Source organism: Paenibacillus sp. OV219 (assembly GCF_900110075.1).
Classification (GTDB): domain Bacteria; phylum Bacillota; class Bacilli; order Paenibacillales; family Paenibacillaceae; genus Paenibacillus_Z.
The window spans coordinates 14,628-28,218 of record NZ_FOCJ01000002.1 but is presented as its reverse complement, the minus strand read 5'-3'; the positions used below and the strand labels follow the sequence as shown (position 1 = coordinate 28,218).

The 13,591-nt window shown below is 49.7% G+C and carries 13 protein-coding genes; 2 read left to right on the top strand and 11 right to left on the bottom strand.

The features are described 5' to 3' along the window. Window positions 1–6: 6 nt before the first annotated feature. From galE to BMY11_RS05880, 6 genes are read right to left on the bottom strand one after another with little or no spacing between them, the layout of a single operon-like run. Window positions 7–1,020, bottom strand: a complete 1,014-nt coding sequence (galE, locus tag BMY11_RS05905) for a UDP-glucose 4-epimerase GalE (RefSeq protein ID WP_090573581.1) — start codon at window positions 1,018–1,020, stop codon at window positions 7–9. A 20-nt stretch (window positions 1,021–1,040) separates the two neighbouring features. Continuing rightward, window positions 1,041–1,841 (bottom strand): glycosyltransferase family 2 protein, encoded by an 801-nt coding sequence (locus tag BMY11_RS05900; RefSeq protein ID WP_090573580.1) that lies wholly within the window; start codon window positions 1,839–1,841, stop codon window positions 1,041–1,043. Continuing rightward, on the bottom strand, window positions 1,842–2,570 hold the full coding sequence (locus BMY11_RS05895) for a GT-D fold domain-containing protein (protein ID WP_090573579.1): 729 nt from the start codon (window positions 2,568–2,570) through the stop codon (window positions 1,842–1,844). It abuts the gene before it with no gap. 13 nt (window positions 2,571–2,583) lie between these two features. Further along, window positions 2,584–3,750, bottom strand: coding sequence for a glycosyltransferase family 2 protein (locus tag BMY11_RS05890; RefSeq protein WP_090573578.1), 1,167 nt, complete (start codon window positions 3,748–3,750; stop codon window positions 2,584–2,586). A 42-nt stretch (window positions 3,751–3,792) separates the two neighbouring features. After that, window positions 3,793–4,761, bottom strand: coding sequence for an NAD-dependent epimerase/dehydratase family protein (locus BMY11_RS05885; RefSeq protein WP_090573577.1), 969 nt, complete (start codon window positions 4,759–4,761; stop codon window positions 3,793–3,795). Between the two features lie 27 nt (window positions 4,762–4,788). Then, the gene (locus BMY11_RS05880; RefSeq protein WP_090573576.1) at window positions 4,789–6,066 is read right to left on the bottom strand and encodes a nucleotide sugar dehydrogenase; all 1,278 of its coding nucleotides are present in this window, start codon (window positions 6,064–6,066) and stop codon (window positions 4,789–4,791) included. Window positions 6,067–6,268: 202 nt separating this feature from the next. Between BMY11_RS05880 and BMY11_RS05875 the strand changes: the two genes are divergently transcribed. Then, window positions 6,269–7,501 (top strand): glycosyltransferase family 4 protein, encoded by a 1,233-nt coding sequence (locus BMY11_RS05875; protein ID WP_090573575.1) that lies wholly within the window; start codon window positions 6,269–6,271, stop codon window positions 7,499–7,501. Window positions 7,502–7,506: 5 nt separating this feature from the next. Continuing rightward, window positions 7,507–7,821, top strand: coding sequence for a hypothetical protein (locus BMY11_RS05870; protein WP_090573574.1), 315 nt, complete (start codon window positions 7,507–7,509; stop codon window positions 7,819–7,821). A 129-nt stretch (window positions 7,822–7,950) separates the two neighbouring features. Here the strand turns inward: BMY11_RS05870 and BMY11_RS05865 are convergent, their stop codons facing one another. From BMY11_RS05865 to BMY11_RS28430, 5 genes are all read right to left on the bottom strand, one after another. Further along, window positions 7,951–9,585, bottom strand: a complete 1,635-nt coding sequence (locus BMY11_RS05865; RefSeq protein ID WP_090573573.1) for a glycosyltransferase — start codon at window positions 9,583–9,585, stop codon at window positions 7,951–7,953. Beyond that, entirely contained in the window at window positions 9,582–10,829 is a 1,248-nt protein-coding gene (locus BMY11_RS05860) for a glycosyltransferase family 4 protein (RefSeq protein WP_090573572.1), read from the bottom strand. Before BMY11_RS05860 ends, BMY11_RS05865 begins: the two co-directional genes overlap by 4 nt. Window positions 10,830–10,862: 33 nt before the next feature. Then, window positions 10,863–11,867 carry a glycosyltransferase family 61 protein gene (locus BMY11_RS05855; protein ID WP_090573571.1) on the bottom strand — a complete coding sequence of 335 codons (1,005 nt, stop codon included), beginning with the start codon at window positions 11,865–11,867 and terminating at the stop codon, window positions 10,863–10,865. An 18-nt stretch (window positions 11,868–11,885) separates the two neighbouring features. Further along, entirely contained in the window at window positions 11,886–12,497 is a 612-nt protein-coding gene (locus BMY11_RS05850; RefSeq protein WP_090573570.1) for an SDR family oxidoreductase, read from the bottom strand. Between the two features lie 211 nt (window positions 12,498–12,708). Further along, window positions 12,709–13,392 (bottom strand): hypothetical protein, encoded by a 684-nt coding sequence (locus BMY11_RS28430; RefSeq protein ID WP_143069217.1) that lies wholly within the window; start codon window positions 13,390–13,392, stop codon window positions 12,709–12,711. Window positions 13,393–13,591: the final 199 nt, after the last annotated feature.

Here is a 13,591-nt window from a genome sequence, read left to right as displayed (position 1 = left end):
CCCCCCTCACGATGCATATCCTCCAGGATTGAGGGACTGCCAGCGCCAAGCGTCTGCGCACATCGCCTCCAAATCCTTCTCAGCCTTCCAGCCGAGTTCTTGTTCGGCCTTCCGCGGGTCCGCATAACTGACAGCCACATCGCCAGGCCGACGGTCCACCAACTGATAAGGCACATTGCAGCCTGCAATCTTCTCAAACGTATGCACGAGCTGGAGTACGCTATACCCTGTTCCCGTCCCCAGGTTATACGCCGCTATTCCTTCCGTATGCAGCGAACGTTCCAAAGCTTTCAAATGGCCCCGGGCAAGATCAACCACATGGATATAATCCCTGACCCCCGTGCCGTCCGCAGTCGGATAATCACAGCCGAACACGCGCAGTGTTTGAAGCTTGCCTACCGCAACTTGGGTAAGATACGGCATGATATTATTAGGTACGCCTCTTGGATCCTCTCCTATATACCCGCTTGGGTGAGCTCCTACCGGATTAAAGTAACGAAGCAAAGAGATGCTCCAAGATGGATCGGCAGCTGATAGATCCCTTAACAGGGCTTCAATCATCTGCTTGGTCCGCCCATAAGGGTTAGTAGCCTTAAGAGACTCTTCCTCTTTGATCGGTATCTGCTCCGGATACCCATACACGGTAGCCGAAGAACTGAATACTAATTTCTTTACATTGTGCTTCAGCATGGTATCCGTAAGAATCAGCGTCCCGGTAATATTGTTAATGTAATAGCTCAGAGGATTCCTTATAGATTCTTCCACAGACTTAAATCCGGCAAAATGGATCACCGCTTCAATTTCATGCTCGGCGAACACTTTGCCTAGCTCCTCACTGTCCAGTAAATCGACATTGTAAAATCGCAGCGGCTTGCCTGCGATTTCCTGTACGCGGTTTAGAGATTCCGGATTACTATTGGACAAGTTGTCAACCACAATGACGTCGTAGCCTGCATGCAGAAGCTCCACACAAGTGTGACTCCCAATAAAGCCTGCTCCCCCGGTCAGAAGGATCGACATGATATCCCCTCCTTTTCCTTTCAATTGCTTAACGATTTGTGCTGCAAGTCGACGATTTTGATCCAACCGTTATGTCTTAAGAACACAGGCTCAAATTCATCTCCCCAGCGCTTCAGAGCATCGCGTATATTCCATTCCGTAATCTCGCGGTAGATATCGACTAAATTCGTTTGATTGTGGTGATGCCGGCGGTGAATATAAAGCGGAACGTCAATCCAATGGAAATGACTAACCTCGATCAATCGCATCAGTACCCGTTTGTCTTCCATATACCTGCCTTCATAAGGGTCATCCGTTGGCCAGCCGCCAATTGCTTTCAACGTGGAAGTCCTGTAAAACCGGGGCCATTGCGACATATTGGATAGCAGAAAATCATACTTATCCCGGAAGGAGCGATTCTTCGTTACGATATTAAAAAATAAGCCGCCGCTCGGATTAATCGAAATGGAGTTGATGTTTCCGCTGATCAATCCGACATACTCTGGCTGCTTACAGGCTTCGGCGAGCAAAACCTCAAGCGTGTATGGAAAGAACCAGTCGTCCGCATCCAGCTGGATGACATAAGGCGTTGTGACGGCTGCCAAACCGACATTCATCGTTTTCGATTGACCGACGTTCCGTTCGTTGCACATGTACGTAACGCGAGGATCCGCAAGATACGGCTTTGCGAGCGCAATGCTTTCATCCGTTGATGCATCATCAACCACAATGAGCTTCCAATGCTCGTAGGTCTGTCTAAATACGGTTAATATCGCTTCCTTCAAGAAACCTCCTGCGTTATACGTAGGGATAATTATCGTCACTTCCGACTCCATTCGCATTCACCTCAAGTTCCTGACTAAAGCTTCAAAATCAAATCCGTCCTGGCCATCGATAAGCAAATCCAGCGCATGACCGAAATCCAGTGCTACCTTGCCGGTATTGCTCGCCAAGCGCGGAGCCAGAATCGTCGCAGGAATGCCTGCCGCGATAAGCGCGATCTGCCACTCCTTGTTGTCTCGCAGCTGCTCATACGCCGTCTCCAACTGTTCGTAGCCTTCCAAGTTCACGGTATCGACAACCGTCACGCCATTGCTTTGAAATACTGTCGCAGCCTCCGCGGCTCTACGGCCAACCAGTATGACACGGTACTGCTGCATCCACTGCCAGAAATAAGGGAGTCTTGTCATATGATGCGTAACCCAGGCCGAGCAAATGGTATAGAAGCCCAGGCCAAGATCCAGAAACGCCCTTTTTGAATATTCCGCACCTGAGGCGTTCTCGCCGGTTGGGAGAATGCCTGCTGTCGTCGCGGAAGTAAAAGCCTTGATCAGCTCCGAGCGAATGTTCTGGCCGGCAAGGCCGTTATACCTGCGATAATAGGTCATTCCATTATAAAAATCGGGAAAAATCCGCAGCTCGGCAATTTCGGCGTGACCGAAACGGGACAGCGAATACGGTTTGCCATCCCTTACCGCGTCATCGATGCAGCCCATGACTTCTTCCGTCGTAAGAAGATAACGTTCGTAGCTGAAATCATTCGAAAAATATCGATTATCCCTGTACTCCATGGCCATCTTCCTTTCATTCAATGACTTCGAGCGGAATGCGCGGGAACCCGTTCTGAATATAGGGCAATAAATAATGACCTTGGCGTGATCCGAGCAGAAAAATGCGGTCTATCCCGCGAGTAACGATAAGTTTGGAAATTAATCTCTCCATGATGTCAAGCTTCAGTTCAATTTTGGGGACGTACAGCGAAAGATGAAAAACATCGCTCGTCAACCAGCTAAACTCATCCACATCCGAATCCGTTATATATTCGGTAGCAACCATGGTGACCGAATAGTAGTCGGCATGCAGACCGTCTATAAAATTCAAGCATCGGGCGGACAGGCGGTCTCTTCTTGTCTGAGGCACGATCAGCATCCACTTCGGCAGCCTTGCGGACACCGGTTTGGTCGAATAAATATGCCAGGAGCTTCCCTTCAAGATACGCGGGCTCATATCCAGCAGCGGTGAGAGCTCCCACTTCCGTTTCAGCGCTTTCATATAATCCTCTTGATACAGCATCGGATGACGTGCCTTGATTTGCTCGACCAGCTGATCATGGTGATCGATCGCTTCATGGACCATGGACCGTCCATGCCTTCGATACAAGAAAAGCCTTTCGAAAATTTGATAGCCGTGCCAACCCTTTTCGCCGAGCGAAATCCAGAAATCCCAGTCCTCGTAGCCCATGACCACAAACCCGGATTTATAACCTCCTGCTTGAATACAGGCTTCCTTACGAAACAAGGACGTTCCGCACGTGATATTGTGAGACAGCTGGGTATAGAAATTGTATTGAGGGGCGTCATGGACCCAATTCTCCGTACCGAAAGCCTTAACCCATGGAGATACAAAGCCGACCTTCGGAAAGAGCTCCATAATCCAGAATGCTTTCTCCAAGAACGTCGGGTGAATCAAATCGTCTGAATCAAGCGGCAAAATATAAGTGCCTCTCGCTGCTAAAACACCGCTATTTCTAGCCGCAGCCACTCCTTGATTCTTCTGCTTGATGACACGGGTTTTCGGCTTCGTTAAGACGGATAACATGGCAATCGTTGCCGGATCGGTCGAACCGTCATCGACCACAATGATTTCAACGTCTTGGAACGTCGAATTCAATACAGAATCAATCGTTTCTCCCAAAAATTGTCCGTAGTTATAGCATGGAATGACGACGCTAATGAGCGGAACATCAGGCATGGCTGCATTTAAACCTCCCTTAGGACAGACAGCTTGTGATGGTTATTCGCTTCCATGCCCTTGGGACCAGCGAATCGTCCGCTCGAGCCCCTCTTCCAAGGAGACGAACGAAGAGAATCCCAAAACAGAGCCTGAACGTGTTAAATCAGGGATCCGGGCCGGCATGTCTTCGAAGCCCTTTCCATAGGCTTCGTCATACGACATGAATTGAAGCATTGAATCCGAGTCCGTCATTTTTACGATCATGCGTGCTAATCGGAGCACCGTGGTCGGTCGATTCGATCCGATATTGAATGCGAGCCCATCCGCCTGCCGGCTCAGAGCGCTTATGGTGCCTCTCACCATATCGTCCACATAAGTGAAGCAGCGGGATTGCGATCCGTCTCCATAGACGAGGAGAGGCTCTCCTCTAAGTGCCGCATGAATGAACCTAGGGACGACCATTCCGTACTGCGAATTCGTTTGCCTGGGGCCATAAGCGTTAAAGTATCGAAGTACGGTGACGGGCAATCCCTTATCGGCGTAAGCAAAGCATAAGTGCTCGTCAATGGATTTGGCCGTCGCATAGCACCACCGATGGATGGACGGAGCTCCATACACCCGATCCGAGATTTCCGAGAACGGGAGACTTGTATTCTTGCCGTATATTTCCGACGTAGAAGCAAAAACAACCTTGATCCCTCTTTTAAAGGCCAACTCTAAGACATGCCTCGTTCCGTCTATATTTCCTTCTATGACCTTAATGGGGTCTTCTACCGTATTCTTCACGCCTAGCGTTGCCGCCAAATGGAACACGGCTTCCACTTGATCTATACATTGCTTAATCAAGCGGCGATTCAGAACGGACCCCTGGATAAAGGTATGGTTCTCATGAGAAAGTACTTCCTGCAGAAACGACTCCCTGCCCGATGACAGATCATCAAGCGTGATAACCTTGTGTCCCTGCAGCAGCAAAGCCTGCACCAGATGGGATCCTATGAACCCCGCACCTCCGGTTACAAGAATATTCATGGTTGGAAATCCCCTCCCGACTCCGCTTCAGAGTAAGACGATTCTCGATTTGTCTCTCACGCCTTCCGTCGCATTTCGCGTATCCACGATTAACTTGGCGCGCTTGGCGAGCTCATCGTATCGAATCGATGAATGATCCGTTAGAATCAGCAGACAGTCCTTCCGCTTCACATTTCGAATCGTAAGCGGAGTCCGTACAAATGTTGTTCCCGCTATTTGAAGATCGGCTATATACGGGTCGTAGAAGCTCATTTGGGCCCCCTGCTTCATCAGCAGCTCAAACACTTTCAATGCCATGGATTCGCGCAGGTCGTTGACATCTTTCTTGTACGTTACGCCAACCACCATAATGCTGCTCTGGTCCAGCGTAAGCGGGTAAAGGCTCTTCGCAGTCCGGTCCATGATATAACCTGGCATTTCTTCATTCACTTGATGACTTAACTCGATGAAAGGCAGAGAGATGTTAAATTGCTTTGCCTTCCATAGCAAATACATCGGATCAACGGGAATGCAGTGTCCTCCTACCCCTGGTCCAGGGTAATACGGCATGAAGCCATAAGGCTTGGTACGCGCTGCTCTAATAACCTCCCAAATGCTGATCTCCATGGCCTCGCATAACTTAACCAAATCGTTCATAAATGAGATATTCACGAAACGCTGACAGTTTTCAACCAGCTTCGTCATCTCCGCCGTTCTTGCATTAGAAACGGTGACCACTTCATCAAAGACCTTTCCATAAATCCGCGCCGCGTACTGGGTGCAGGCGGCAGTTACGCCTCCGACCACTTTGGGAATCGATTGTAAAACTGATTGCTTCTGGCCAGGGTCGATTCGTTCCGGTGAATATGCCAGGAATACATCGAATCCGACCCGAAACCCTCGCTGTTCAATGAATGGTTTCAGCTCCTCCTCCGTCGTGCCTGGATAGGTGGAGCTTTCCAATACCAATAAATGTCCCGGACGCAAATGGGGTACCGCCTGTCTCATGGCTTGAAACACAAAGGACAAGTCGGGCATCGCCGCTTCATTGGTCGGAGTCGGCACGCAGAGAATGATACAGTCAGCCTCAGCAATGGCTTCGTATGAAACGCCTACATGAAAACGACCGCCGCCAAACATTTCTTTGAGTTCTTTGCGGGTTAAATCGGATAAGTAGGGCTGCATCATCTGAAGCTGCTTGATTTTACTCTGATCTGTATCAACGCCTATGACGGCGTGGCCTTTTTCCAAAAAAAGCCTGGCCAGCGGCAGCCCAACGTATCCGAGCCCGATGATGGCGATCTTATAGCGTTCATTAGGCTGCATGAATAAGTCCCTCCCAGCTAGAATACTCCTGCCATCATCGTACGCATCTTGAACTAGCAAAGCGCTAGATAGCTGCCTCTCTTTATGAAAATAGGAAATTGTCCCAGGTCTAATATTTTTGAAAACGGGTTTTTGTCCCTTTCGGAAAGCCAAGATGACACATACACATGTAAGGACTTGAGACCAGAAAGGCAGGTTACCTATGCGCATTCTGCTTGCCACCTATTGGGGGCTTCCTTCTGTGGGAGGATTGGAGAAATATGTGCTGCAGCTGAAGAGGGGATTGGAAGCATGGGGACATGAAGTGGATATCTTCTGCAGAATGCCTGATGACACCGGTTTTCATATTCTAAACAGGGGCTGGGGTTTGGCTAAAAGCAGCATTCGGCCCATGATCTCGGCCAAAGCAGATACTTACTTCGCGAACCACCTCCCCGGGCTTGATCACGAAGTCGAATCTATGGAAATCGATAAATATTGCTTTGAGGCTGCCGCAGCTTATTTCCGCCCCGCAACCTATGACATTATCCATACGCAGGACGTCATTTCCGCCAGGGCATTCGCTCGGATCCGCCACGCGCATACAGCACTCGTTTCTACGATCCACGGATGCCTCTCGACCGAAAGCCTTGCCAGACATCAAGCGGATGGCGTTGCGAACGACGTTTTTCGTAAAACTCCGCTCTGGTATTACTACGGTCTAATCGAGCACTTCGGTATTATGCAGAACCATGAAACTATAATGCCGACGGAGTGGCTTAAAGAGATCATGACCCGGGACTTTCGCGTCCCGGATGATCGGATGACAACGGTCCCGAACGGAATGGATATTGAGGAGTTTTTGCTTAAAATGAATGCACCTGCCACTATGCCCGACGCCGGCGGAAAGAAAGTCATTCTATGCTCAGCCCGCTTCGACCCGGTCAAAGGACATTTCCATTTACTACGGGCACTAGTCCGCTTAAAGCAGGCCAGAAACGATTGGGTGTGCTGGCTGGCGGGGAATGGGCAATTGGAAGGAAGGATACGAGAGCAAGCTGCAGCCTACGGACTTCATAACGAAGTCGTATTCCTGGGAAACCGCGAGGACATTCCGGCTCTCTTGAATAAGTCGGATATTTTCGTGCTTCCGAGCTTGCAGGATAATCACCCCTACGCCATTATGGAAGCTCATGTTGCCGGGAAAGCGGTGGTCGTTTCCAATGCCGGCGGCATACCGGAAATGGTGGCGCATGAGAAAACCGGTCTGATCTTTCCTGCAGGGAACGATCAGGATCTATATGGCAACCTCCTTGCGGTTCTCAGCGAAGACGATCTTAGGCGCCGGCTCGGGGAACAGTCAAAAGCATTTGGTCTGCAGCACTGGTCTCTTCCAGCGATGACCGAGAGAATATTAGCGATCTACGAAAGAGCACTCCAAAAGAGATGGAGGTAACCTTCATGGCCGAGCGGAAAAAATTAAAACTCGGGATATCGAATAAAAGAGTACCTCGAGGACGACGACGTAAGAGCAAGAGCAGGAAAAACCAGCGTACCTTGCGTCTAGGAAAGAAGAAGCTGAGGAGGAAGCACCGCTTCGTCTCCCTCGTCTCCGCTAACAGATATAATCGTTTCTTTCTCACGCCACACCGAACGATTCGTTTAAAAGTGGAACGCCGGATTTGGGATCGTATCGCTGCCGAACTCCCCCCGTCTTACCTGGCGCCTGATATCGATTTCGTGCATCATATGAAACAGTATTCTCCCAGTCTCTAAATCTCCCTGATCGGTCCCGGGTGCGCTCCTCGCGTACGATTCGGAACCGGTCAGTTTTTATTTCAGAGGCTTGTCCATCCTGCATCATCAATCGTCCTGGCGCCCCCCTAGTAATAGGAGGGTGCAAGATTAGACGGATCTTCGCAGCCTTTTGCGCGTTTTGAATCTTCGTGCAGGTTTCCCATTGTGAATCTTTTTCCCCCTTCTCTTCCCTCGCTTCTTCCTTATTACACGGCCCAAAGGGGGATAGGATAGTCGGTCTTGCCGGATTTCCGTCCCGACGGGGTATGCGTAGAGACTTCGCTCAGGCACAACATATACATCGGATAGCCGGAAGCCGTAGCGCCTGAAGGCCTCCGGCGAAGTGAAAGGCCGTTTCCTTCCCAGCTCCAGCAGATAGACAGACGGGGTTAGATTGCCCCGATATAATCGGCCTGTCTTCAAAGGCCTTATATGTGCGGCAGCTCTTTGCATATTAGCCCTCGCCGCCAACAGACCGAGCATGCTCAAGAAAGAGGCTAATCTGACCCGATAGGCTTGCATTCCGAAGATCCGTGTCACAAGGTCGACATCCACATCTGCGGGCTGCGTAAGAAGCCCTTCTTTTACTTTGGCGGCTAGCCCACCGATATCTCCCTTATCAACAAGCATGCTCTCCTGGCCTGCCGCCGTTAAAACTTCTTCCAACCCTCCTGAACGATAGACAACCGTCTTTATTCCGAATAACAAAGCCTCCAGAGCGATCATGCCGAAGCCTTCATCGATTAAACTCGGAACGACAACTACATCCATTAAAGGGTACATGCTCTCGATGTCGGGCTGGAATCCCAACAACCGGAAGCGATCTCGGAATTCCGACTGTTCCACCAGTGATCGGCAGTAACGTTCATAATCGGCATCGCCGGCAGGACTTGCGATACCTATGAAACAAAGGTCCTGCTGCTCAGCGCAAAGCTGTAAGGCCATGAGCAGAAAATGCTCCAATCCTTTCTCCCGCTGCACGCCTGCCGAAATATAACCAATCAGATGCTTGTGATCAGGGAATCGGAATCTCTTCTTTAACTCCTCATTCGCTTGCGGCAACGAGCTGGACTCACAAACCGAGGAGGACGGGGGAAGAAGCATAAGCTTCCCATCCGGCACGAATTCTCGGAACAGGATGAGTGAATGATTGGAGACCCCTACGATAAGGTCGGAATACCGATTTATCATATGAGCGGATTGCTGGGCTGCAGAATGCTCATGAATCTTCTCCATCATCAGCCAAACAACAGGTATACCTAGCGACTTGGCTGCCATGGCGGGCAGCGCATTCACGCAGCTGTTCACAATGACGATGTCAGGTCTGTAAAGCTGCAGCAATTGAATGAGCATTGCATGCTTTCCTTCGGCTAAGATGGAGGCTTCCGTCCGCTCAAGCTCTCCATCGGGACGATAGATTGACCATAGTAAAAAGAATGGTTCGATCACAGTTCGGATCCCGTTTGTCTCCGCTTCCCTCTTCAAGATACCGTCCTCAGGCACGACCAAGGTGCAATCCGCGTGAGGAGACAGCTCCTTTGCCAGCAAAGACAAATATTTCTCCGCGCCGGTAATGAATCGCCCGCCGCAGATGTGCGAGAATAGCATAACCTTCAAGCGGGTTGATCCGGCTTCTTGTCCTAGAGGAGCAGGAATTGAGTAACGTTTCTTTTTTGCGAATTTCTTTCTGTGCTTACGCCTACGCCACCCGACTCTATTCGCATCCGCCGTTTTCCCGCTCATGAGCTCCACTCCTGATGCCGGCTAGCCGCAAGCGCCATCTCGTATACCGCATCCATCCTGGACATCATGACCTCCAGCGACCATCGTTCGTTACTGACATGCCTCGCCTGCGAAGAGAGATGATGGCGCAGCTGTTCATCGCTCAAGAGCGAACGCAAATATTGATAAAGCTGCTCGTCATTGCCTACCGGAAATACCAAACCCGTTTCTCCGTGAGCGACCATTTCGGGCATGCCTCCTGCATCGGACACGATGACAGCTTTGCCAGCCACTTGCGCTTCCATGACCGCGTACGGATGATTATCCTGCAAGCTCGGAAGGACAAATATATCAGATTGCTTGAGCAGTGCCGGCACATCTCTGCGCGTCCCCAGAAACGCGACGTCTGCCTCGATACCATGCAGCTTCACGAGCTCGCGCAAATTGAATTCCAGCCCGCCGCTGCCAACTAGCCAGCATACCCAGTCGTCTCTCTCCCGTCTTAATTTGGCGAGCGCCCGTATGAGATACTTATGCCCTTTGATTACATCAAAGCGTGCCGGACAAATGATGACCTTCTTCCCAGAAGAAGAATGCATATCGCTTCCGCCATGCAGCTGTTCCGTGAATCCTCTAATATCAATACCGTTAGGAACGACAGTTAACTTATCCATGGGAATGGCAAATTCGTGGGCCAACATCCGTTTCATCCACTGTGTCGGCAAAGTAGCGGCATCTGCGCTATTCAATCCAAGCTGTTCACGCAGCACCGCATATTGCCACAGCCGCTCCTTGCGTTCCGGGTTCTCCAAGTCCCCCTGTCTGAGCAAAGATAGAAACCATTCGCCTGCCAAATGCCCGTGGATCGTGGTAACCAGCGCGGTTTGCGGCCTCTTAATCCGAAACAATGCCCGTGCGGAGATGACATCCTGCGCATGGATGAGGTCATAAGAATCCACGCCCAAATAAGCCGCCCCCAGCTCATAGCAATACTGCTCCATCTCGGCATCCTGAATGATCGGATCCAAGCCGGATAGGCTCTCCTTGAAATACGTCTTTATCTTCGACTCCACTAAGGAATAAATCGATTTTCTCGGCAAATGCCGACGTTTGTTTAGGATCGAATATCCGCTTCCATCAGGATACCGGCACAAAATATCCACCTGGTGGCCATGCTGTTCAAGTCCCAGCTTCAACTGCCGAATATAGAGATCCACTCCCCCAACATGAGGCAGACCCCAGAAAGTGGCTAGGAGTATTTTCATAGCTTTCTTGTCTTCCTTTCCGGTACGGATTCTCTATAAGCCCATCTGTTTACAAAGATGCTTAAGGTCAGGGATGGAAACGAATATGTTGTCAAGACCCGCCCAGTACCACGGAATCCCTTCATAGCTAGGAGGTCGGGAGCCGATTCCCGTGTAGGCAACATGCTGCAGCCCTCCGTAATCGCATATTCGCTTAATATCATGGACAATAAAATTTGGAGAAAAAAATTCAAGCACCTTGGTCTGCGAGCTGCAGAAGGTCAGATTCGTCAACGCGCTTCCGGTAGGTGATATCACGTATGCGGCCTCCGAGAAGAGCTTGATTTGTTCCTTTACCGGCAAGTGCTCCGGATAGACGGTCTCAAACCCATACGATTGCAAGACCCGGATGACCTCGTCTTCATTCGTTAAGGTCCTTCCGAGGGAGTGTCCGCGGCTTATATACAATCTTCTTGAAGGTCTTGGCTCCTGAGGGAGAAATTCACTTCTTAAGAAATGATAGACCCATTTCTGTCCGAAGCCGATTGATGGCGCGATTAGCCGTTCAGCCTCAAAATGAGATTGCTTATTGCTATAGATCAAACGATCAGCCGAAATGCCAAGCATCCCCAGCGTTTCATGCTGAAAGGGCTGCAAATCTTGACACACGATGTATTTATCTACAGGTATCCTGCTGCAGGAGAGCAGATAGATACGGGGTAGGACGTCATACATCCAGTGATAGTAGTTGGAGGAGCCGATTTTTGTTAGGACAGCAATATTTCCGGGCATATATTCGACCGGCGGTAACGTTTGAGTGAGAAAAATGGGATGTTTGTGAGGATCATTGCTCCAATCATAGGAGACTTCCCAAATCAACACATTATTAGGAGAAATCACGGTTCCGCTGTCACCGTACACCCTGCCCCGGGGAATCGTAGCTACAAAGGTTGGGAACTGATCATTGATGGCGACCTCGCAGTATACATCCGATAAAGCGTAGCCCGAGCTGACGGCCCAATCCTTCATCCAATAATAATAATCCGTTGGCCTGTTCATCTAACAGAACACCCCCTCTCAGATTTGCACAGATCCCGTCCGTTCGAAAATGCCGCTATTGGAAACCTGGTAGGTTCCATACCGCTCCGTCGTAATTAACCGTCCGATGTACTCCGCTAAGTCAAACCTAAGCGCAGGGGAGCCTACTTGATTGTCAACCGCCTTAATCATCTCCAGATTCCCGGCGAGCGAGCGTACAATGAAATGCCGGGGACAAACCGCTTTCACGAACTGTTCCCCTAGCAGGTTCGATTTTCCATAGATATTGAGATTGGTCCGCTCCATATCGTTATTTAGCGCTCCCTTGGTAATACCGTCAAATCTATAATCCGTACTGACATGCACCAGCTTCGCACCGGCTGACTCCGCGGCAATTGCCAAATTGCTGACTCCGAGCGCATTGATCCGGTAAGCCTCCTCAGCAACTTCCTCAGCCTGATCCACATTGGAGTAAGTCATCGCATTGATAACGACGTCGGGCTTCACATCACCAACCATCTTCTGAACTGCCCGCAGATCGCAGATGTCGAGTTCCTGCCAGCTAAAAGCCGTACATGTAAACGTGGGCCCCAGCACACGGAGCAGATCTCGTCCGAGATGCCCACCGGCACCCGTAATAAAGATGTTCATGCGTCCCTTTCCTCCTTCAATCGGAAACTAATCATTACCTAACTACTTACTCTCACGAGATTCAATCTCAGATAATGCCATGCTGCTATGATATGCATCCTCATCGGATGACTAGTGGACGATTACCTTCACCTTCCAAAATTGGCTCTTGCCCGTATCGAAAACGCACGAAAAAACGGCTGCCGTGTGGCAGCCGTTTCATCGCCGGGAGTTAGATTCCGTTCCCGATTCCGATATCGTCATACAGCTCAACGATATATTGAAGACCTGCAGGGTCAATAGTACTGCTGCTCGGTGAATAGTTTACGGCTTCGAAGGACACGACGAAGAAGTACTCGGTTAGAAGCGGAATAGTAACGGGAAGTATAGTCGTGTAAGTTTCGGAGAATTTGGAAATCGTTTGCCAAGGAAATGGAGCGGTGCTCGTTTGACCAGCATCATTTAACGATCCATTAATGGTGCCGCTCACAACACTATTCACAATAGTAAGATTGATAACACCTAATACACTGACAGCAAAGACCTCATCAATGTAAAGGGCAGCGGCGTTATCGCTAAAAACTTCGGCTGTGGCCAGATGGTTAAGGGCCAAGTTGGGTAACAAAGATCCTCCTATTTCGTGTACTTGAGCAAAAAATAACGTACCTGGAGCATTTGACGACGCATCGGGAGGCTGTTCAACACTCCAGACATATTCAGGGTTCGACCCGCCTACTGCAGGATAGAAACGTAGCTCAGGCCAAAAAGGATATAGTCTGGAAAAGCTTTCGACCGTGTTTCTTGTTGTGGTTGGAATTCCGGTAATCGCTCCTAAAATCGCGTCTGATCTGCTAGTCGTCGAGTACCAGGTTGTCCCGGAATTGCTCACCAATGTTGCTAGTTTATTAATCGGCAATCGCATCACTCATTTCTTTTAAAAGTGAAATCCTGGAAGTCATAAATTTGCAATGATTACCAAGAATTTATTTTCATAGTATTCAATCTCTCTATCACTGCTTGGACACTTGCGGAACTTTCAGATCCGAAGTGAAGATAACCTACTAAATGCGACCATTACCCAATCCATTTCTGTGTGAAATGAGTAAAGTAAATCA

Bases quoted from the DNA above. Each gene is read 5' to 3' on its own strand.
- BMY11_RS05895 (WP_090573579.1), bottom strand. From the start codon at position 2,570: ATGGAGTACAGGGATAATCGATATTTTTCGAATGATTTCAGCTACGAA.
- galE (WP_090573581.1), bottom strand. From the start codon at position 1,020: ATGTCGATCCTTCTGACCGGGGGAGCAGGCTTTATTGGGAGTCACACT.
- BMY11_RS05880 (WP_090573576.1), bottom strand. From the start codon at position 6,066: ATGCAGCCTAATGAACGCTATAAGATCGCCATCATCGGGCTCGGATAC.
- BMY11_RS05890 (WP_090573578.1), bottom strand. From the start codon at position 3,750: ATGCCTGATGTTCCGCTCATTAGCGTCGTCATTCCATGCTATAACTAC.
- BMY11_RS05855 (WP_090573571.1), bottom strand. From the start codon at position 11,867: ATGAACAGGCCAACGGATTATTATTATTGGATGAAGGATTGGGCCGTC.
- BMY11_RS05885 (WP_090573577.1), bottom strand. From the start codon at position 4,761: ATGAATATTCTTGTAACCGGAGGTGCGGGGTTCATAGGATCCCATCTG.
- BMY11_RS05870 (WP_090573574.1), top strand. From the start codon at position 7,507: ATGGCCGAGCGGAAAAAATTAAAACTCGGGATATCGAATAAAAGAGTA.
- BMY11_RS05875 (WP_090573575.1), top strand. From the start codon at position 6,269: ATGCGCATTCTGCTTGCCACCTATTGGGGGCTTCCTTCTGTGGGAGGA.
- BMY11_RS05865 (WP_090573573.1), bottom strand. From the start codon at position 9,585: ATGAGCGGGAAAACGGCGGATGCGAATAGAGTCGGGTGGCGTAGGCGT.
- BMY11_RS05860 (WP_090573572.1), bottom strand. From the start codon at position 10,829: ATGAAAATACTCCTAGCCACTTTCTGGGGTCTGCCTCATGTTGGGGGA.
- BMY11_RS05900 (WP_090573580.1), bottom strand. From the start codon at position 1,841: ATGCGAATGGAGTCGGAAGTGACGATAATTATCCCTACGTATAACGCA.
- BMY11_RS05850 (WP_090573570.1), bottom strand. From the start codon at position 12,497: ATGAACATCTTTATTACGGGTGCCGGTGGGCATCTCGGACGAGATCTG.